General features: G+C 55.7%; 20 protein-coding genes. 6 read left to right on the plus strand and 14 right to left on the minus strand.

All coding sequences use genetic code 11. The annotated features are described in order from the left end of the window. Nucleotides 1–44: 44 nt before the first annotated feature. From P7F60_RS10540 to P7F60_RS10550, 3 genes are all read right to left on the minus strand, one after another. Nucleotides 45–1,064, minus strand: coding sequence for a recombinase family protein (locus P7F60_RS10540; RefSeq protein WP_277917702.1), 1,020 nt, complete (start codon nt 1,062–1,064; stop codon nt 45–47). Between the two features lie 11 nt (nt 1,065–1,075). Beyond that, nucleotides 1,076–1,351, minus strand: a complete 276-nt coding sequence (locus tag P7F60_RS10545; protein WP_277917703.1) for a hypothetical protein — start codon at nt 1,349–1,351, stop codon at nt 1,076–1,078. A gap of 553 nt (nt 1,352–1,904) precedes the next feature. Beyond that, nucleotides 1,905–2,174 carry a helix-turn-helix transcriptional regulator gene (locus P7F60_RS10550; protein WP_277917704.1) on the minus strand — a complete coding sequence of 90 codons (270 nt, stop codon included), beginning with the start codon at nt 2,172–2,174 and terminating at the stop codon, nt 1,905–1,907. 1,172 nt (nt 2,175–3,346) lie between these two features. Between P7F60_RS10550 and P7F60_RS10555 the strand changes: the two genes are divergently transcribed. From P7F60_RS10555 to P7F60_RS10565, 3 genes are read left to right on the plus strand one after another with little or no spacing between them, the layout of a single operon-like run. Beyond that, on the plus strand, nt 3,347–4,135 hold the full coding sequence (locus P7F60_RS10555) for a metallophosphoesterase (protein ID WP_277917705.1): 789 nt from the start codon (nt 3,347–3,349) through the stop codon (nt 4,133–4,135). Then, nucleotides 4,113–6,173, plus strand: a complete 2,061-nt coding sequence (locus P7F60_RS10560; RefSeq protein ID WP_166096763.1) for an AAA family ATPase — start codon at nt 4,113–4,115, stop codon at nt 6,171–6,173. The genes P7F60_RS10555 and P7F60_RS10560 overlap by 23 nt, the downstream gene beginning before the upstream one ends. 27 nt (nt 6,174–6,200) lie before the next feature. Beyond that, nucleotides 6,201–6,482 carry a hypothetical protein gene (locus P7F60_RS10565; protein WP_166096761.1) on the plus strand — a complete coding sequence of 94 codons (282 nt, stop codon included), beginning with the start codon at nt 6,201–6,203 and terminating at the stop codon, nt 6,480–6,482. 125 nt (nt 6,483–6,607) lie between these two features. On the opposite strand, the gene P7F60_RS10570 is transcribed toward P7F60_RS10565, so the two are convergent. Next, nucleotides 6,608–7,129, minus strand: a complete 522-nt coding sequence (locus P7F60_RS10570) for a DUF6428 family protein (RefSeq protein WP_166096760.1) — start codon at nt 7,127–7,129, stop codon at nt 6,608–6,610. 42 nt (nt 7,130–7,171) lie between these two features. On the opposite strand from P7F60_RS10570, the gene P7F60_RS10575 reads away from it, so the two are divergent. Continuing rightward, on the plus strand, nt 7,172–7,528 hold the full coding sequence (locus tag P7F60_RS10575) for a metalloregulator ArsR/SmtB family transcription factor (RefSeq protein ID WP_166096759.1): 357 nt from the start codon (nt 7,172–7,174) through the stop codon (nt 7,526–7,528). Next, nucleotides 7,521–8,726 (plus strand): arsenite efflux MFS transporter ArsK, encoded by a 1,206-nt coding sequence (gene arsK, locus P7F60_RS10580; protein WP_166096757.1) that lies wholly within the window; start codon nt 7,521–7,523, stop codon nt 8,724–8,726. Before P7F60_RS10575 ends, arsK begins: the two co-directional genes overlap by 8 nt. A 4-nt stretch (nt 8,727–8,730) precedes the next feature. Here arsK and arsH read toward each other — a convergent pair whose 3' ends face one another. The 10 genes from arsH to P7F60_RS10630 form a co-directional block, all read right to left on the minus strand. Continuing rightward, the gene (gene arsH / locus P7F60_RS10585; protein WP_277917706.1) at nt 8,731–9,441 is read right to left on the minus strand and encodes an arsenical resistance protein ArsH; all 711 of its coding nucleotides are present in this window, start codon (nt 9,439–9,441) and stop codon (nt 8,731–8,733) included. Further along, on the minus strand, nt 9,434–9,859 hold the full coding sequence (arsC, locus tag P7F60_RS10590; RefSeq protein WP_197738780.1) for an arsenate reductase (glutaredoxin): 426 nt from the start codon (nt 9,857–9,859) through the stop codon (nt 9,434–9,436). The genes arsH and arsC overlap by 8 nt, the downstream gene beginning before the upstream one ends. A gap of 2 nt (nt 9,860–9,861) precedes the next feature. After that, the gene (gene arsB / locus P7F60_RS10595) at nt 9,862–10,920 is read right to left on the minus strand and encodes an ACR3 family arsenite efflux transporter (protein ID WP_166096756.1); all 1,059 of its coding nucleotides are present in this window, start codon (nt 10,918–10,920) and stop codon (nt 9,862–9,864) included. Next, complete coding sequence (locus P7F60_RS10600) at nt 10,920–11,447, minus strand: arsenate reductase ArsC (RefSeq protein WP_166096755.1); 528 nt, start codon at nt 11,445–11,447, stop codon at nt 10,920–10,922. The genes arsB and P7F60_RS10600 overlap by 1 nt, the downstream gene beginning before the upstream one ends. Nucleotides 11,448–11,462: 15 nt before the next feature. Continuing rightward, a complete protein-coding gene (gene arsN2, locus P7F60_RS10605; protein ID WP_166096754.1) occupies nt 11,463–11,900 on the minus strand; it encodes an arsenic resistance N-acetyltransferase ArsN2 in 438 nt (145 codons plus the stop codon). Then, nucleotides 11,897–12,250: a metalloregulator ArsR/SmtB family transcription factor gene (locus P7F60_RS10610; protein WP_166096753.1), complete on the minus strand. Its 354-nt coding sequence runs from the start codon at nt 12,248–12,250 to the stop codon at nt 11,897–11,899. Before P7F60_RS10610 ends, arsN2 begins: the two co-directional genes overlap by 4 nt. A 204-nt stretch (nt 12,251–12,454) precedes the next feature. Then, nucleotides 12,455–14,437, minus strand: a complete 1,983-nt coding sequence (locus P7F60_RS10615; protein WP_277917707.1) for an AAA family ATPase — start codon at nt 14,435–14,437, stop codon at nt 12,455–12,457. Nucleotides 14,438–14,827: 390 nt separating this feature from the next. Then, entirely contained in the window at nt 14,828–16,246 is a 1,419-nt protein-coding gene (locus P7F60_RS10620; RefSeq protein ID WP_277917708.1) for a CHAT domain-containing protein, read from the minus strand. Nucleotides 16,247–16,515: 269 nt separating this feature from the next. Then, on the minus strand, nt 16,516–17,436 hold the full coding sequence (locus P7F60_RS10625; RefSeq protein ID WP_166096749.1) for a winged helix-turn-helix domain-containing protein: 921 nt from the start codon (nt 17,434–17,436) through the stop codon (nt 16,516–16,518). 564 nt (nt 17,437–18,000) lie between these two features. Next, nucleotides 18,001–18,387 carry a DoxX family protein gene (locus tag P7F60_RS10630; protein WP_277917709.1) on the minus strand — a complete coding sequence of 129 codons (387 nt, stop codon included), beginning with the start codon at nt 18,385–18,387 and terminating at the stop codon, nt 18,001–18,003. Nucleotides 18,388–19,233: 846 nt separating this feature from the next. Between P7F60_RS10630 and P7F60_RS10635 the strand changes: the two genes are divergently transcribed. Beyond that, nucleotides 19,234–19,695 (plus strand): hypothetical protein, encoded by a 462-nt coding sequence (locus tag P7F60_RS10635; RefSeq protein WP_277917710.1) that lies wholly within the window; start codon nt 19,234–19,236, stop codon nt 19,693–19,695. The last annotated feature ends 45 nt before the right edge of the window (nt 19,696–19,740 follow it).

The raw sequence follows: 19,740 nt of genomic DNA on the forward strand, positions 1-19,740 counted from the left end.
GTGACCCGGAAGTCATCAAACGCATCATGGCAGACGAGCCGAAATCATAAGCCCCGCGGCCTTCGCCGGATGGATACGTTTATTCCCCAAAAGTATTCGCCGTAATAAACTGAGTGCGTCAGTATCCTGTGAATTGCCTGAACGCTCCATCGCGACCCCGATCTGGTGCGGTACCCGTGCTCATTCAGCCAAACCACTATCGACTTGACGCCCATGGGCGGCCCGTTCCCGTCGCCGAAGACAGCCATCGAGTATGTCTTCTCGACCATCATCCGCTCCTCATTGTCTACATCAAGAACGGATCGCTGCGGGTTTTCGGGGCAAGCGATGCGCTTGTAGCCATAAGGAGGAGTGCCGCCTGGCCAGTAGCCTTTCTCGATCATATACAGGCGTGCGCGGGTTGAATCGACCGATGACCTGACGGAGTAAAATTCATCCATAAGGTTTGTCATGCGCAACGCTACCATTCCACCCGCATCTTTCGAAAAGGATTGTGATACGGCGAGAATATCAATGTTCCGATGTCGAAGAAGAGACTCAAAGAGCGAGTAGTCTCTTGATGATCGAGCAAACCTTGCGGTGTTATGTATCAGAATTTTATCGAATGGTGGATCGCCTTCGCCGGAGGCATCTCTAATCATTCTTTTGAATTCTTTCCTCGCGGTGGATTTTGCTGACCTTCCCGGCTCATAGTACACAGCGACAATCAACCAATTCTGCTGCTCGCAATATTTTCGAAGATGGCCCTCTTGATCGGGCATTGACAGATCGCTGCGCACACTTCTTTCGCCGGATACGCGAATGTACAGGGCTGCCCGTACGGGGCCTTTTATTACCGTATGGCTCGTTGTACCCGTCAGAGAGGCTTGACGCTTTCGGCGGTCTTCGGTGGTTTCTTTCTTTGTCTGCTGGCCCAATAGGTCGTTAAAGAGCATCTCCAATGGCGTCTGTGACCTATCGATGCGTATTCCGTTTGCCGTGAATTTGGTCGCCGGTGCGGCCTTTAATTTTGCACTCTTATCCCGACGGGAGGTAGAGTTTGATCGTTGGCGCGTCTTTGTCATGGGTAACTCCTTCACACGTTTGGGGTCAATTTTCGGGTCAATATTTGCGCTAAAGCCGCAACTTCCCGCTCGGTAACGCGAGATGGCAGTGCGACAGAATTTGAAACGATCCACAGCGTCTTATTGGTGCGGTAACTCGCGATTGGCTCGGTCAGTCGCATCTCTTTTTTAAATGCCTCCTGCCCAACAAAGCCAAATGCAGCATCTTGCGGCGAAATTGGTGGGGCACGGCGGCGATTGGGATTGTCGATGGTCGGCGCTTTACCATTCTCATATTTGACGGCCATTCACGCACCTCGGTTACTCGGCTTAGTACTCTGATGGTGACGAGATCGCTTCCTCTCAGTAATTCCGACACGTCGCCCTCTAATCCACAGCCATAGTGAAGCAACGATGGTGGAAAGAGTCAACAAATATCTGAAATCATTAATTAAACTCAGAATAATTGTAGACCTCATTTAAATTGAATGAGGCAATGGAGGGAAATGCCGTAGTGAAGTCTTCTACGAAAGACATCGATTTGCGCAATGCCCCAAATGATGCATTTCGAATGCATCATCTTAGTGTGCGACTCGGTTGGGGAGATGGAACAGTAGCCGGCTTCTAGCGCGTAAAAAGCCAGAGCGATGCGTTATAAATGCATCATCCAATGCCGTTCCGGTGCGTTATGAATGCATCGATGTGTAAATGTCAGTCGATTCTAGCGACCGTGGGAATATCGAAATCATGCAGGCAGCGTACCCACCTGAGCTGGCGTCGTTATTTTTCTGAGGGGAATGAGAATATTGATTGGAGCCAATTGCGGCCGCTATTGCTTGGTCGCCGTCAAAATAAGGCGGTCTATTCGGCGGTAGCCGCGTCCGGATCATGTATCTTTGCAAATCTGAGCCCACAGATTTGGCCACTAGCCTCGTCGCGTATCAACGACACACCGTTTTCAAAAAGCACTTGCAGAATTTTTTCCAGCGTCTCTTTTGTTACGCGTCCGTCTTTCTCAAGCTTATAAATCGTTCTCGATGCGACGTTTGCCTTCTGGGCCAATGCTATGTGTCCAAGGCCGGTATAAGCCCTGGCGGCACGCGCAATCGCGGGTTCAAAGATTTTTTTCAAGCTCAAGCTCTTCTGACTTTGTGACTGATTGTCTTAAATGATCTCGTCATGCGGAGATTCCGCCCTAAGGCTCATCCCTCCATCGGACGCCAACGCCATAGAACAAGCCGGAGGTCACATCGCCCCATCCAAGAAAGGCAATACCCTCCCGCTCATAGAACGATCTCAGACGATGTGATGACTGTTGGTCCGTAGACCCGCCTGCCTCGAGCTGCCCGATTTTCCGCTCAGCCATATTCAGTAGGCCAGCGATCTCGGATTGCTTTTTATTTAGCAGTGACCTCGCGGCGGCGAAGGCGACGCCAGTTCGCTCCGTACGAAACTCCGATGCTCTCTGTGCGTGTTCAGGTAACTCCGCTGGCACTCGCCATCGTGCACCAAGTCCTGACGTTCGCCCTGAAGCGAAATCGATCGTCCCAAGAAATTCAATGCCCAGCGCTTCATAAAGCGCCCGCAGCCTTATGTTTGTTGATCTACCAAGCTCGTCTGTGTTTTCAGCGATCCATACCGCTTTCTGCGTGATGGCAATACGCGCAGCCGCCTCTCGCTGACTAAGACCAGCGAGTGTTCGGGCCACCCTGAGGGCATCGGCGAATAATAGCGTCGTCATGAAACCGTAAGGCCGGTTTCCTCTACAAATGTCAATTTTCTCCTTTTTGAAGTCTTTTAATGCTTCATAGAATCAATATAAATGCATCTATGACGTCTTCATGGGCGTCGCATGGCATGGCGGCACCACAGGCTCCTTGATTCGGTGGGGCGGTCTTCTTGACGGCGGTTGTGCGTGGGCCTGACCGAGCACAGGCCGCTCACCACGAATGACACTTAACGGAGAATAAGATGAGTCACGCGCCATCACTGGGATGGTTTGGGATGATCAACGCTCAGTTGATCGATCAACCACAAAGTCTTGCTGTAGAGTTACAGGAGCCAACCATTGACGCAAACGGGGTCGCAACAGCGTCCATTGATCAATGGTCCGTGACTACACGAGCAGTCCCCCGCCTTATTGGCCTTCCGTCTTTACATGCGAAGATTGTTGACGGCAACCCGTTGTTCTCTGTTGAATTGTATAACGCCGACCAGGAGGACAGTGTCGCGGGAACTTTTTCGCGCTGGTATGAGCTGAGAGCCGAACCGGCGTATTGCGAACATAATTATCCGAGGCCGCGATGAGGGCCTGGATATTCTCCGACTTGCACCTCGAGGTCGACCCAGAGTTCAAACTTATGGATATCCCCGACGCGGATGTTTGCTTATGTGCGGGCGACATCTTCGACGGCGGGGTTGCGGCAAGTATGTTGTTTTTACGCGATTATGTGGCTCGCCAGATGCCGGTCGTGTTCGTCCCCGGAAATCATGAATACTACCGGGGGTCTATCAAGGAGGGATTGGAGGTCGGTTACCGGTTGGCTGAGAGTTGCGATGACCTGTTTATGCTGAACGGAGATTCGGTGTTAATTGGCGGCTATCGCTTTATCGGTGCAACGTTATGGACAGATTTCGATCTCTACGGCGAACCGCGGTTGGCAATGGCAATCGCTCGCGAAGAGTTGAACGACTTTAAGCGAATCAAGCTTTCAAAGACACCATTTAAAAAATTCACACCGCAGGAAAGCCAGCACCTGCACCGGATCGCGACCATTAACATCGACAACGTGTACCGGTCCCAGCCAAATCTTCCGACAGTCATCGTCAGCCACCATGCGCCGAGCATGATGTCGGTACCGCCGCAGTTTCTAAGAGACGGCCTGACACCCTCCTTCGCGTCGCGGTTCGAGCGCCGAATACTTGAATATGAGCCGCTCCTGTGGGTGCACGGCCACATCCATACACCTAGCGACTATCGGATAGGGAAAACACGGGTTGTGTGTAATCCACTCGGTTACCCCGACGAGCCTTCGCGGAAAACGTTCAATCCTCATCTGGTGATCGATCTTGCCAAACTCGCCGAAGCATAAAATCCTGAGAATGCGCGGTCGGTCGTTGTGGGCTCCGGATAATACCGCCGATCTTTCCGATCTGACCGTGCCTATCCATCTCGCTTATTGTCAGGTGGTCGCCGCGCTGCGGCATCACGCGGGCGCGGGACCACCGAACCTTGCCATTGTTGTGGTTCCAGCGGTCGACGCCGTGGATAGCTTCGTTTCGGCCAGTCGCCTCTATCTCCGTCAGGTTCTCGATCAAAACGGATACATCGAACCATTCGTTCGCGCGCTGAAAACTACGAAACGGGATCGACTGACGGAACTGGAAATTCAGCGCCGAGCGGCTGAGGCGGGTAAAAGCATTTTGATTTGTTCGAGCGTGGATGAGGTAGACGAGGAACTTAGGTTGTTCGCGGACGTCATCGCAATGATCCCGACGCCGACGTCACATCAGATCAAAGCGACCTTCCGTCGATACGGACACGCGGTAACGACGGCCGACGAGGAGATGATAAAATCGGAGACCTGGACGCGGCTCGTCTACGCGTTTCAACCCAATCGCCCGGTCAAAGCGGCGCTGCGCCGACTGAGGGATACCATAGATCGTCCACCAGCGCCAACGGCTGCACCGCTTTCCACTGGGCCGACGCTGGCCGATCTTAGCGGGCTCGGCGCGGCGAAGGACTGGGGTCTCGAGCTCGCGCGCGACCTCGATGATTTCAAAGCCGGTCTGATCGCGTGGGATGACGTCGACATTGGGGCGCTGATCTCAGGACCACCTGGAACCGGGAAGACACTCTTCGCCGAAGCCCTTGCGCGGACATGCCGCATACCGATCGTGGTGACGTCCGCTGCACAGTGGCAGGCCTGTGGCTATTTGAACGACATGTTGAAAGCCATGCGCGACAGTTTCGCCGAGGCACGGTCGATAGAGACGGCGTTGCTGTTCATCGACGAGATCGACGCCGTCGGCAGCCGGGCAACCAACCGAAGTCACAATGCCGATTACACGCGCCAAGTCATCAATGGACTTCTTGAACTGCTCGATGGCTTCGAACGCCGTCGCGGGATCGTTGTCGTCGGAGCAACAAACCATCCGGAATACATCGATCCCGCGATTCTGCGGCCGGGACGCCTCGATAAGCACTTAGTTATCCAACTTCCGGACGCAGCCACTCGTAGACAGATATTTCAATTCCATGCCGGCTTCCCCGTGCCCGAAGATCAAGAGGATGGGTTTGCGCGCTCGACGCAGGGGATGGCAGGCGCTCACCTGGAGCAACTCGTTCGAGATGGTCGTCGAACCTCACGTCGCCAGGGACAGCCATTCGAATTCCGACACGTGGCATCGATCGCCACTCCATTGATAGACCTTCCCGCCGAGCAAATGCGGCGCGCCGCCTATCATGAGGCGGGACATGCGATTGTCGGTCTCGAACTCGGAATGGAGCTTCATGGCATATCGATCAACGATAAGGTCTTGGCGACCGGCGTAGACAATCTGGGCGGCGCGGTATTCAGGACGCCCACATTTCCGATGAAGACACGATCATACTTTCTCGATCAGATATGCATGTATCTCGCGGGGCTCGGAGCGGAATCCTTGATCTTCGGCGAGTTCACAGAGACTGGAGGCGATCCGCGATCGGACCTGGCTCGGGCCACGGCGATCGCGAGCAAGGTTGAAGCGTGTTACGGGATGGGAGCCACGCTGGCGATCGATTTGGTGGAAGAGCGCGATCTCGCACGGCTGCGCGCTGGAGACTTTAGGCTTCGCAAGGCGGTTACCAAACTTCTCGACGCGGAATCGACAAGGGCGAAGACAATTCTGGACATGAGGATCGATGCCTTGAACACGGTCGCCGAAACTTTGATGGAATCACGCGTCATAAGCGCCGCAGAGGTGCAGGATACCCTGAAGGTTCATCCTGCACGGGAAGATTCCCTGGGAGTGGAAGGGGATCGACCTGACTATGCGGCGCGAGTTGCACGCCGGGTGATGCACGGTCTTCATGAGGATGACATCCGCAAGGAGGTTGATGCAGCGCTGAGGCGCTGGGGCATGATCTAGCCCGCCACTGTTAGGGGAGACATCACCTTGTCAAAACGAAGAAAGACAAAGAAAGGGAAGTCAGATGGCGGCGAGCGCTCGTTCGGATCGGGTCTTGATGAAGTAGGCTGGAAACCGCGTTCCGGAACATCCCATCTCAAGCCGCGTGTGAATAAAACACCGAATGACATTCGTCGGACCTACGAGCGCGCGTTCGATGCCCTGGTCGCCGAGGGGCGGTTCGGCGGCCCAAGCCATATCTCTACCGAACTCGAGATTCTTGAAGAAGCTACCAGGCTTGTTAAGCAGGCGCGCGAAAAAGGCGATTAACACGTCGCTTACCGCGACCTGTCGTGGACGTAGGAACCGACCGTGCGATCTGCAGGTTCTGGGCAAGCGAAACCGTTCAATACGGCACGTCCAGCGATGCCGCGCACCATTCTAAAAACTCTGAACTACGTGCAGCATCGTGCGCTTGCTAGGTCGCTGCAACAATCTGCATTGTCGTCCAGCTTCTGGGCTAACCAGCGATCACGTGGCTTGCAACTGGCGGGCCTTGGCATCAGGTTTATGGCCAGAGCGCCATTTCCCGTCACGGGTTGGTCGGCGCAGAAAAGCTGCATCGGGCGTACGCCGTCACTGACCTCGAAGGTCAGCTTTGCCGATGCGTCCAGTTTAACGTGTTCGGAAACCTTGCGGACGATCGCCGAAAACTTTCCCGCAGTCATATGCGTTCGCTCGCCTTCCTCGACATCCCATAGCTGTACGAAGATTTCCGACCAGGCTTCGGGATTGGCACCACAGTCCAGCGCCGAAAACTTTCCCGCCTTTACTTCCGTGACATGATAGCCTGGCTTGATCTGGCGGCCATCGTAACTGAATACCAGCGGAAGTTCCGGCGTCTCCGCCATCCTGTCGAGAAGATCGCCGAGTGTGATGTCCGTGTCAGCCGAAACCGCCTTGTCGATCATGTTCATCTGCGCTATCTCCTGATTCAACTATTCAAGGAATATTGAAACATGGATGAACGTCAAGCCCTGTCTTCTTTCTCGGCCCTGTCTCAGGAGACCCGCCTCGGAATCGTAAGGTCTCTGGTTGTCGCTGGACATGAAGGTCTGGCAGCCGGGGCAATCGCACAACGTCTCGGTGTATCGGCTTCCGCTCTAAGCTTCCATCTCAAGGACCTTGTCCACGCGAACCTGATCGCGCAACGGCGGGAATCGCGGTCGCTCGTTTACACGGCGAACTACGACGCTCTGGCCGCGCTGGTGACGTTTCTCCTTGAGGACTGCTGTGCAGGCCATCCGAAAGTCAGGACCTCTGTGGAAGCCTGCTGCGCGCCGGGTGCCGAGAGCGGAGCCGACGTCGTTGCGTGATAACAGCATTCAGACCGGGATAGTCGCGGCGCTCGGGGTCACGCAGATCATCGGATACGGGACACTCTATTACGCTTTTTCGATTCTCGCCGAGGGCATGGCCTCCGACTTCGGTATCAGCGTCGAGCAGGTCTTCGCCGTCTTCTCCGTGTCGCTGTTCGTCGGCGGCCTCACGGCTCCCCTGATCGGGCGCGAGCTGGACCGCAGGGGTGCGGCCGCGGTCATGACATTCGGTTCGGCGATCGCGGCCGCCACGCTCGCCCTTTGTGCCTGGTCGCCATCCGTCGCCGTGTTCGCGCTCACCATTGTTCTGCTCGAGGTCTCGTCGGGCATGGTCCAGTACCAGGCTGCCTTCGCCGCCCTCGTGGAGAGCGACCCCAAGACTGCGCCGAGGAGCATCACTTATCTCACGCTGATCGCGGGTTTCGCCTCCAGCATCTTCTGGCCGATCTCGGCGGCGTTGACGGCTTATCTCTCATGGCGGGAAATCTATCTCGTTTTCGCGGCCCTTAATCTGGCGCTCTGCATGCCCTTGCACTTCTGGATCATGCGGGCGGGAAGGATCGCCAACGCGCAGGGGATGCGGAAGGAAAGGCAACACGTCGTCGGGGCGATCCCCGTCGAGCGCCGTCGAGGCGCGATGCTGGTCGTATCCGCGGCTTTCGCCCTCCTCGGCTTCACGCTGGCGTCCATCCTTGCCCACATGGTGCCGATGCTGGGCGCGCTCGGGCTTGGCGGCGCGGCGGTGGTCATCGGTTCACTGTTCGGACCGGCTCAGGTCCTGAGCCGCCTGATCAACATGATCTTCGGCACGAGCCTCGCGCCGCCCGGTCTCGCGGTCGTTTCCGCCGTACTGATGGTACTCGGCGTCTTCATCCTCGGGGTTTCCGGGGAATGGCTGCCTGGCGCTGTGGCCTTCGCGGTCTGCCTCGGTTTAGGCTCGGGCATCAACTCGATCGCGCAAGGCAGCCTCCCTCTGTATCTGTTCGGGTCTGACGGATACGGGGCCGTTACGGGGCGCATGGCCGCGGCAAGACTCGCGGCCGGCGCAGCAGCACCCTTCGCGTTCGCCGCCGCCATGCATCAGATCGGTATCGGTTTCTCGCTATTCGCGACCGCCGCGCTCGGGACACTTGGCATCGGCGCATTCGTCCTGGTCGCGATCGAGGCACGTCGTCACCCCGTCGCGGCCGAATGACCGATTAGATCGACTTGAGGGAAACCCGCTTCTCGAGTTCGGCCGCAGCTTCTCTCCGCTCGCTGTAACGGTCCGTCAGGTATGGCGATGCGTCCCGTGTCAGGATCGTGAACTTGACCAGTTCCTCGCAGACGTCCACGACGCGCTCGTAGTACGAGGACGGCTTCATGCGGCCGTCGGCGTCGAACTCCTGAAACGCCTTGGCAACGGAAGACTGGTTGGGGATGGTGATCATCCGCATCCAGCGCCCGAGGACGCGCATCTGGTTTACGGCATTGAAGGACTGACTGCCACCTGACACCTCCATGACCGCAAGCGTCTTGCCCTGTGTCGGCCGAACCGATCCGATCGACAGCGGTATCCAGTCGATCTGGGATTTCATGATGCCCGTCATCGCGCCATGGCGCTCGGGGCTGACCCATACCTGGCCCTCAGACCACTCGGACAATTCGCGGAGTTCCTGCACCTTGGGATGGCTGACTGGCGCTTCGTCGGGAAGCGGCAGGCCCTTCGGATCATAGACGCGGACCTCGCATTCGAAATACTCGAGCAGACGACGTGCCTCGTGCGCGAGAAGCCTGCTGTACGACACCTCCCGAAGAGAGCCGTACAAGATCAGGATGCGCGGCTTGTGCATCGAGAACTGGGGACGCAAGGCCTCGAGGTCGGGCTTTCGAAGATGGTCGATGGATGCGGCGGACAATGGTTCAGACAATGCGCTTTCCTTCTTCGTCGAGAAGACGCTCGCCGTCTTCCTTTGCAAACGGCCCCTTGAACGCTTCCGCCGGGAGGATGTCGAGCACGACCTCGGATGGCCGTGACAAGCGCGTACCAATCGGCGTGATGACGAACGGGCGGTTTATCAGGATCGGGTCCTTCAGCATGGCGTCAAGCAACTGGTCATCCGTCAGGTCGGGGTTGTCGAGACTAAGCTCCGCGTAGGGCGTTCCTTTCTCCCGGATCGCCTGCCTGACAGTGAGACCCGCCTCCGCGATCATCGTCACGAGCTCGTCGCGGGTCGGCGGTGTCTTGAGATATTCGATCACCGTCGGCTCGATCCCCGCATGCCGGATCAGATCGAGAGTGTTGCGCGACGTCCCGCAGGCGGGATTGTGGTAGATGGTGACGTCCATGTTCAGGTCCTTTCGGAGACGGTGTTTCTGGAAACGGCCGGCGCGGCTTCGTACCAGCCCTTGGAGCGGTTCACGATCCAGACGACGGATAGCATCACCGGGACTTCGATCAGGACGCCGACGACTGTCGCCAGCGCCGCCCCCGACTGGAATCCGAACAGGCTGATGGCTGCGGCCACGGCCAGCTCGAAGAAATTGGAGGCACCGATCAGCGCCGAGGGTCCGGCCACGCAGTGGCGTTCGCCCGACATGCGGTTGAGGACGTAGGCCAGGCCGGAATTGAAGTAGACTTGGATCAGGATCGGGACGGCAAGCAAGGCGATTATTGTCGGCTGCGCGATTATCTGCTCGCCCTGGAAGCCAAACAGCAGCACGAGGGTCGCCAGCAGTGACACGAGCGAGATCGGCGAAAGCACCTCAAGCATCCGGTCAAGCCGGGCGCTCGTGCCGTCGGCCGTCAGCTTCCTCCGCAGAACCTGCGCGATGATGACCGGGACGACGATATAGAGCCCGACCGAGATGGCGAGCGTGTCCCATGGCACCGTGATGGCCGACAAACCGAGAAGCAGACCGACGAGAGGTGCGAAGGCGACGATCATGATGGCGTCATTCAGTGCCACTTGGGACAGCGTGAAGAGCGGCTCGCCGCGGGTCAGGTTCGACCAGACGAAGACCATGGCCGTACACGGAGCAGCGGCAAGGATTATCAGGCCCGCGATGTAGGAATCGATCTGGTCGGCAGGCAGGTACGGCCTGAACAACCACCCGATGAAGAGCCACCCGAGGAGCGCCATGGAGAACGGCTTGACGGCCCAGTTGATGAAAAGCGTGACCCCGATACCCCGCCAGTAGGTGCCGACCTTCGCCAGGGAGCGGAAGTCGATCTTGAGTAGCATCGGGATGACCATCAGCCAGATCAGGACGGCCACGGGAATGTTGACCTTGGCGATCTCCGCTGCGCCGACAGTCCGGAAGACACCGGGCATCAGATGGCCGAGCGCGATCCCGACGAGAATGCAAAGGGCGACCCAGACGGTCAGGTAACGTTCGAACGTGGACATCAGGCAGTCCTCGTGTCCGGTCGCGTCGAACCTTCCATAGCGCCGATCTGGCGGAGCTTGGTTTCGAGCGCCATTCGGTCGATGGACTCGAGCGGCAGGCTAAGGAAGGCGGTGATACGGTTCTTGAGGAAGCGGGCCGCCTGTGCGAAGGCGCGCTGGATTTCGACATCCGTGCCGGCGACGGCTGCGGGGTCTTCGACGCCCCAATGAGCGGTCATCGGGTGTCCGATCCAGACGGGGCATGCTTCGCCCGCGGCGCTGTCGCAGACGGTGAAGATGAAATCCATCTCTGGTGCGTTCGGCTCGGCGAAGACATCCCAGCTTTTCGACGAGAAGCCCGTCGAGGCGTAGCCGAGGGCGGAAAGCTCCCGAAGCGCGTGCGGGTTCACTTCTCCTTTGGGTTGGCTACCCGCCGAGTACGCCGTGAAACGCCCGCCGCCCTCCTTGTTGAGGATGGATTCGGCGAGAATTGAACGTGCGGAATTGCCCGTGCACAGGAAGAGCACGTTGTAGGTTTTATCGGTCATGGTCGTGATCCGTTGCTAGGTCGGTGGCCTGTTGAGCTTCATGATGGTGGCCGACGCCGGGCAGATGCCCGAAAGCTGGCGGGTGGAAAGTACGGCGGCTGGAACATCGCGTCTGTCGATCAGGCCGAAGCCGAGGCGCTCGAAAAGGGGAGCCGCGCTCGTCGTTGCCAGAAAGACGCCGACATCTCTACCGGCCTTTTCCACGGTGGCTTCCGCAAGCGTCCGACCGAAGCCCCTGCCGCGGAAGCTTTCAAGAACGACGAGTGACCTCAAGAGGACGTCGTCGCCGCATGCTTCCAATCCGGAGTATCCGACAGTGTCTCCGTTAGACGTCACGGCGCGGAAGAAAGAGCGCCCTTCGTCTTCGACGTCTGCCGTCGGCAGTCCGGCACGGACAAGGGCATCCTTGAATTCAGCATCGCTTCCGGAAACAGGAACCAGCTCGATGCTCATGACGATATCGCCTTGGGTCCGCAACACGGGGTCAGTTCGGCAATGAGCGGTGCGCACAACTCCGCTGAACCGCCGCAGCAGTCCTTGAGGAGAAAAAGGGTCAGATCGCGTAGGCCGTCCAGATCGGCCCGGTAGATGATCGAACGGCTCTGGCGCTCGCTTTTAACGAGGCCCGCCCGTGACAGGGTCGCGAGATGCGCCGACATGGTGTTCTGCGGGACATCAAGCATCCTCGCAAGCTCGCCCGCCGGGACGCCGTCTGGTTCGTGTCGGACCAGAAGCCTGAAGGTGTCGAGCCTCGTTGTCTGTGCAAGCGCTCCAAGCGCAGTGATTGCCGTATTATTTTCCATATATCCAGAATAATGGATATTTTAGGCGTGTCAATCCTTCACCATGCACATACAGCCCCTAGTTATCTGCTTTAAAAATGGCGGTACACGATGATAGGATAACTGCTGTTGTTGGCTCAAAGCAAACATTCAGCTCCTCGGCCATCACATTCTCACGGTCGCGGGTGGCAGCATGCGGACAACCGTGATCTAGGAAATACCAAGCTACTTTGCGATCAGTCCGTTGAGAGCTTCAAAAAGCGTCTCCGCGCGTTTAAGCGTCTCCAGAACCGGCTCTGCACCCCCGGCGAGCGTCTCGGGGTGCATTAGCAACCAGGAAGCTGGGGTGAAGTGACTATAAAGCGGTGCCGGCTCAGGAAGCACATTGAAGTACGCCTCTGCCTTCTTCACCTGACGCTGGGTGTTCTCGTCAGCGGCGATGAGTTTTCCTGGATCAAGCGCCTGCTTGCCTTTCAGTTCATAGGTACCATTGACGATTGTACAGAACAGCTGCGGATCAAAGAGGTCTTCGATATCGGCCTCCTCTTGGGTCACGAAGTCAGCGATCGACAACACCCCGCCGTCCTTGATGACCTCAGATTTCCTGAGGTTTTCAAGCTTGTTCTTGTCTTTTTTGGTATAGTCGGAAAGCGCTACCACATCGAGGCTATTGCCTGCGAAGAGAGACACAAACGATTGAATTTTATCGATTCCGCCAGCTGGGCACATAACCCATTTAGGATTGAGACCGGTACGCTGGCGGCGGATTAGCTCAGCCGAGAGCGCTTGTAGATAGAGAATGTCGCCCGGTCCTTCAACGAGCACGGTGTGCTTTCCGATGAAGAGCGACTGGGTCAGCGAGTAGCCAAGCGCTCCCTGAAGGGGAAACACAGAATCCTTTTCGGCTTTGAGCACGTCTTCACGTACCATCGTGCCAGTAGGCGTACGCCGTCCACGCCCATCGACTTCCACAAGGTCCTCAACAATTCTCGAGGCCATAATGTTGTCGTGTGGCACCATAAAGGGGGAGTGTGTCGAGTAAATGATCTGGTGGTGCGGCTCGAGCTTTTCGGTGAAATATCGCAGCAGATCGGCTTGGGCCAAGCCGTGGAGCGTTAAACCCGGCTCGTCGAGGAGCAGGAAGACATTACCCGTGGCGTCCTTCTTCACACGGTCAAACTTTATGAGGAATGAGAAGAACCAGGTAAAGCCGGCGCTCCTCTCCGAGAACGACGTGTCCGCCTTGTGGAGAAGATTATAGATACGGGCACGGCCAACGGCTCCGGAGTTGAAGGGTGCTGGATCGCCGGGGAGGCCCTCGGCAACGCTCACACGTATCTCAATGTCTTGGTTCTGGGTCCAGTATTCCAGGATTTCTTCCGTTAAAACGTTAGATGCAGCCTGCAATTTTGCGTTGAAGCTCTCGAACGTCGTCGTACCCAAAATCTCAGACAGGGGCACACCCGAGTACTCGAGGAATTCCCAGAAAAGCCTATCGCCTCGGTATAGATCATTGCTGAAAAGCGTTTTGTCGTTCGCCCAGGCGTTAAGCGATGGTAAATGCACCATCGCATTCATGCGGTCGTAGTTTGAAAAATACATGAATTGGGGAAAGTGCGGCTCGAGAATCTCTCGCGCCCTAGAATAGATCGACTTGTACGGGTAGGCGTTGACAAGATCGAGAAACGTCTTGTGTTTGGTGTTCGCCTCAAGCTCGGTAAGCTTAGCGATAAGCTCCCTAATCGTCTTCGGGCTGCCAACCTGACTCTTCTCGGCAGCTGAAAAGCCACGCTGAGAGACTAGGAAAGCTATTGCCTTTTCCTCATCGATCGGGAGAGTCCAAACCGTGCCGGTCGAGTTGTAGTAGCGAGAGACCGTTATCGTTGTGCCTGTGACCGCGTCTGGACCAAATTCACCCTTCAGTTCATCTCTTTCTTCCTCGCTAAGCTCCCAGACCGAGCGAATAACTTCGGCTTGTTTGCCCTCGTGCCGTTCCTTGTACCGAGCCAGATAACGCTTCGGGTAATCGCGTTCAAGTTCATACCCAAACGGCGTTGCAGGGTGGGGATTGAGGCCTGCTATCGCTTGAAGAATAGCGGTCTTGCCTGCTTCATTCTTGCCGACGAGGCACGTGAGATGTTCAACGGTAAACTCGCCTGAGTCCTCGACGGAACGGAAATTCTTGATGCGTACACTTTTCAGTTCCACGGACCCCTCCAAGCAACACCGAATATAATGTCCAAAGACAACTAGCACTGAGGACATTGTGGCGCGAGTCTTGCGAAGTCGATATACCGAAATCTATGGTTCGATCCATCCTCGCTGTGTATCGTGTTAACAGCCGTCGTCACAGATCGGGACCGTCGAGAGAATCTCACATTTACAGCTAGATCAAGATCGCAAGGTCAAGCCCGCGATCCTGTCAGCGTGATCGCCGAAGGCCGACCAAACCACGTCGTTTTGCGGGATGAGGATCGTTATATGTCATAGGCTAGGCGGGCAGGGACAGACGACGGAGATTGCGACTTCTAACGCCATGTTTCATAGCCAATCATTGCATTTGATCGATGGAGTCACTGGGTCAAAGTTTCCCCTAAATTATGGTAACATCACATATCTGTCGGCCTCTCCGCTTCCGGAATTGATGCGGACCTCGTTTTTGGCATGCCGGAATGCTCGATCGTAGGGCTCCCCGTGCGCTAGCGCTCGGTAGAATGACCGCGTGAAGGCGACCGCCGCTTCGTCACCAATCTCGCTGTTGCAACCGATAACTGCTTTTAGATATGGGGCCGCAAGACGTGCAACGCTCTCCGAATAACATGCATTCAGGAGCAGGCACTCGATACTTCTATTGAGTTCTACCAACTCAGCAATCGCTTCCCCGGAAACTTCCGTGGTTTTTCCGCCGACATCTTCAAAAATCAATAGCCCATGATCGCCATGGCCGCTGAAGTGCAATATTTGCGGCTTTGCGTTCATCACTTCCATCTGGAGTTGGTTTGAACGTACCGCCCACCGATTTTCTAGCAGGACATCCACCGTCGGCTCTTGCACCAACTTCAATTGTTCGCGCAGATCACGCGCCTCGGTGTCCAGACGAAGAGGCTGCTGGTCGGTTGGCGACGAGGCAAGCATGAGAGCCTTGATCACTTTGCGTTCCTTCTTGATAAGCGGTGAGCCACGCAGCACTGCCTCGAGATCGGAACCATTCTGAAATAGGTCCATTGTTCCGTTTGAGGATTCATTTGCCTTCAATAGCCCATAAAGCGAGGTCTGCTCCGCCCCGAGAAATACGCGGTCCCGAAGATCAGGTTCCTCGTCCACGATCGCCAGCGCTTTGTCCGAATAGGGTGGGCATTCATCTGAGAATCGAGCGATGTGTTCCGCTAGAAGGCCTTTCACCTCGCGACTGTCCTCAGTGCCGAACCAGTTGATCGTGACCTCCTCGAGCCCATCATAGTAGTTGGCTAAAAGCCCTTTCGCCAGTCCGCAACGAGCCTCCGCATTCTCTATAAACGAGCCGCGATAAATCACATCATGCCGCTCTCTAGGGTCCTTTATCTGTTCAGCTCCCAGTTGAAGGAGCTTTGCCTGCACATTCGGAGCCTCATCCTCAAGGGTATCAAAAGATATCCCCAGGTCAGCGATTGATAAACGTTCGTTCTCGATTACCGACCAAACACAATACTGCCGGACGATGTCATCGGGATATTGTCCAAGCGCCTTCACGATCTGACCATTACTGTGCTTTGGATCAAAAAGGTTTTCGACATCGCGATTAAGTCCCACGGTGATTAGCGCGAGTTTTAGGACTTGGGGATCGGCGGTATCGATTTTAATCTGAAGCCCTGAAAGGTCGAGCTTCGAAGGCTCTGTCACCTGCATCGCAGCGAGAACCCTGATTTCCGGGTCAATAGAACTAAGGCAGTCCACCTCATTGAGCCGACCGTTGTACATTTTTGAAAGCGCCGCCACCGCGGAAGCAACTATTTCTGGCTTACCCTCATTCGCCTTCAAAGCAAGTTCGACATATTTCGTTGATCCTGTACGGGTCCCGAGTTGCGCCAAAGCGTTTAAACACCATCTGACGACCTTATCGTCTTGATGTGAAAGAACTATTCCGCATATGAGCTGCTCAAACGCAGCTCGTCCATCTGGCTTCAGATAATATTTACTTCGATACAGCCTTGAAATGTCCTGTAGCGCAGTCTTCTTACGCCGTGGACTTCCACTTTCGATCTCGTATTTGAGGAATGCCGTTTTCCCGGCTGAGATAACTGGTGACACTAGGCGCGGTTACCAATGCTTGCGACAGCGTCCAGCGCGGCCAGTGTCCAAGGCTCGAAGTCTTCAAGATTATTCGGCTTTACTCGCGTATCCATCCAGCTGGGATCATTGATGGATAGGCGACGCGTCGTCGGCTCGAACCACTCGGGACACGTCCAGTCCATCACGACCAACAATGCGCTGTCGTGGCCGTCACGATCAACTTTCAGAGCCCGCAACGGCTTAGGGCGTGAGATCGCACCTCCATGGACGGCGATTGCAGAGATATCCAGGTCAGAAAGGATCGCTTCGAGAGCATTTTCGCTAGCGCCGTAATCTCCATCCGAGAAAAGCGTACAGTCGAAGAGGCTAACGATACCCGGAAAGCCAATCGTTCGCTTGTTCGCGAAGGTATCGTGGTCGTCTCGATAGCGTCCAAGACGATAGGACAATACGTCGTAGCCCCGCCGGACGATCGAGAAAGTCCAGACCACTAACATGTTCGATTTCTCGTCGGAACTTGCGTAGTGTAAGGCGTTCGCGACCTCCGCAGACCGTATGAAAAGTGTCCAATCAGCGAGAAGTTTTGGGTTGCAACCCTCGACGAAACTCCGGTCGATTGCCAGAGCTGGCCCTTGGTGTAGGTCTCTTGTACGCCTTCGAGCGGCAAAACGCTCTTTGAATTTCTGCGGTATCTCAGGGTCGGCGATAAGCGCTGTAAGGAAAAAAACTCCCGGCTCAGTACGGAAAAATGCCGACGTCGATCTGTGATTAAGAATGTCAGTGCTCAGGCGCGCCTGTAAAGTTTTTGCCTGTGTTTTCCCGTAAAGATGTTTTGGGACAAGTCGCGCCTTATAGGCAGCATCGAGGATGCCCTTCGCCGTCATCGGGCGTCGCGATGCATTCAGAACCGTTTGGGCGATTTCAAGATAGCTATCCATGATGCGTCTGTATACTCAGGGTAGCGAACCATATCTAAGCGATTTCGTGCAAACAAGGTTTCTTATTTTATCAAACAATCGATACTCACGGTTTTCATGAGCGTCGCTACATTTGGGACGCCGCTGTGGCCTTTGCCCCGCCACGCGACCGGCCCATGTCCTTCCCGATGCAAGATTCTCGGAGGAAGCCCCGACTTCAATGGCGCGACGCCAGAAATCGGGGTCGCCGACGATCCGTTCTAGTTCTCACATTCTGCGTTCCGCCGTGCTTTCGCAGACGCTAAAATTCGCCAAACTGAAGACTTTCCGACACCGAGTGTCTTGGAGATACCATATGCGGGAACTCCGTTTGAATGCATCGCGATTATCTTCTGTTCATGCGACTGAGCGGAACCAAGCTTACATATTGATGCTCGTAAAATACTGATATTCCACACACTTTCTGGGTTCGCATTTATATTCTCCCTAATCCGCCAGTTCACCGCCGATTGCCGCACAAATTGGTTGGCTTCCTCTCAAGTACCGAAATGGAGATTCGTGGGCGCGTTCTCAGGAACCAAATATCTAGCGGACATAGGCAAACAGTCCGCCTGGAGCGCCACCGAACAGCGAGAGCGAGCCTGCGCCAGCGACGGCCAGGGCGAAAAATCCTCCCGCCATCGTTACGTTCTTCAGAAGTTCGGTGATGTTGGCTCGATGGGCATCATAGCCTGTAACAAGGCACCAGAGGCCAAGCAGGATGCTCGCCGTGCTGATCGGGTAGCCGAGGGCGACCATTATCCCACCGACGAACTCGCAGAATCCAACCAGATAGGCGAAGAACACGGCGTCAGGCAGCCCCAAGGCGCGAAGTCCCGGGACGAGCTTTGCCTCGCCGCCGCGCAGCTTCAATATTCCCCATACGATAAAGGGCACGCCCAAGAATAGCCGGGCGATCAAAAAGACCTTCATTATGCATATCGGGTTCCTCCAATAATTACGCTGCCCATGCGCCGCGATGAGCGCGCCAGATTCGGCCACGCAGGCGCGCCCATCCCCTGCTATCCTAGGGCTACTGATTTTGTAGGGCTATAGCGAAGACGTAGTTCTCATCGGTATCCCGCACGTCCCGCCAGAAAAGACACCCCCTTTTCATGGATACGGAAAACTCGCTTGTGAGCCTCGCGCGCGTGCGCGTATTGCCCGTACCGAGGATGGGGACGGCGCATCTCGCAATTCATGGACCGGATGCTCAGGGAATGAGCCGGCCAAGTATCGCATCCCGCCGCTTCCAGAAGTCGGCTGCATCGTGAAGAGCGGTAGCCATGGTCGACTGCGCCTCATCAGGAGGCTGAGGACGATCTGCCGCAAGGTACTGCGCGAAGGGATCAGCGTCGACTGGGAATGCCCTGATTGCGCACCAGGAGCGAGCGACGCGCATCGGAACGAAAGCCATGATGCCGACCCCATCCTCGTAACCGCCAGAATTCAACCGAATCCGAACCCTCAAAACGACAGCAATGCTCGCATCCCTGGCCGGTTGCACCGTGCCGTGGTCCTCGCTTTGACGTCACCAAAATTGGTCGGTAACACGATAGCAGAATACTCGGATTCCCGTTGCCAAAATTCCTCTTAACAGATTAATAAAAGTTAAAAAGTGCCATTTCGGAAATTTTAAAGTTAAGAGACGCGCCCATGGATGATATAGAAATTCAAGAATTGTCGATGTATAGGGAATTTACGAACACACCTAATCGGAGACATAATTTTTATTGCTATTGCTCGCATCTATATTGCCAAGAAATGGCAATATTCTTCATGCTCGTCGAAGATTTTCGCAGGGATCGGCGGAAACGTCAGGCTGTTTTTCTGACCGAATGGTTCGTAAAAGGAAATATCCCAAAGGATTTGAAAGACGAAGGCTTCCTGACTGAAATCAATATATCCTCGAAACAGGTCAAGGAATACGGCGCACGCGCAGAAGGGGCGGTAAACGCCGTCGGGCGCACTTTTATCGACAAGGCGAAAAATCACGGCGGCGGGGTCAAGGGGCTTTTGGGCGCCCTGAAGCAGAAGAAATCCGGCAATACACAGATTTCCGGTGAAATCTTCGACGATATGCAAATATATGTCATTGGAATGCTCAATGAAAATAGAGCGGCGGATTTCAAACTGGACCACGACTACATGCCGAATGGCAAATATGCCGGCAAGATAGCCAAGTTGCGAATGGCGCTGAAAGATGCCGGTTTCGACCCGAACGGCCTCGGCATTTATTGATCCGGCCAGCATCACGCCAGAAAAAGAAAATGGCTGCCGCATCGA

The organism is Rhizobium sp. YJ-22, assembly GCF_029601685.1.
In the GTDB taxonomy this organism is placed as follows: domain Bacteria; phylum Pseudomonadota; class Alphaproteobacteria; order Rhizobiales; family Rhizobiaceae; genus Metarhizobium.

Coding starts and splice junctions, on each gene's coding strand:
- P7F60_RS10540 (WP_277917702.1), bottom strand. CDS start 1,064: ATGACAAAGACGCGCCAACGATCAAACTCTACCTCCCGTCGGGATAAG.
- P7F60_RS10545 (WP_277917703.1), bottom strand. CDS start 1,351: ATGGCCGTCAAATATGAGAATGGTAAAGCGCCGACCATCGACAATCCC.
- P7F60_RS10555 (WP_277917705.1), top strand. CDS start 3,347: ATGAGGGCCTGGATATTCTCCGACTTGCACCTCGAGGTCGACCCAGAG.
- P7F60_RS10570 (WP_166096760.1), bottom strand. CDS start 7,129: ATGAACATGATCGACAAGGCGGTTTCGGCTGACACGGACATCACACTC.
- P7F60_RS10575 (WP_166096759.1), top strand. CDS start 7,172: ATGGATGAACGTCAAGCCCTGTCTTCTTTCTCGGCCCTGTCTCAGGAG.
- arsC (WP_197738780.1), bottom strand. CDS start 9,859: ATGGACGTCACCATCTACCACAATCCCGCCTGCGGGACGTCGCGCAAC.
- arsB (WP_166096756.1), bottom strand. CDS start 10,920: ATGTCCACGTTCGAACGTTACCTGACCGTCTGGGTCGCCCTTTGCATT.
- P7F60_RS10600 (WP_166096755.1), bottom strand. CDS start 11,447: ATGACCGATAAAACCTACAACGTGCTCTTCCTGTGCACGGGCAATTCC.
- arsN2 (WP_166096754.1), bottom strand. CDS start 11,900: ATGAGCATCGAGCTGGTTCCTGTTTCCGGAAGCGATGCTGAATTCAAG.
- P7F60_RS10610 (WP_166096753.1), bottom strand. CDS start 12,250: ATGGAAAATAATACGGCAATCACTGCGCTTGGAGCGCTTGCACAGACA.
- P7F60_RS10625 (WP_166096749.1), bottom strand. CDS start 17,436: ATGGATAGCTATCTTGAAATCGCCCAAACGGTTCTGAATGCATCGCGA.
- P7F60_RS10630 (WP_277917709.1), bottom strand. CDS start 18,387: ATGAAGGTCTTTTTGATCGCCCGGCTATTCTTGGGCGTGCCCTTTATC.
- P7F60_RS10635 (WP_277917710.1), top strand. CDS start 19,234: ATGCTCGTCGAAGATTTTCGCAGGGATCGGCGGAAACGTCAGGCTGTT.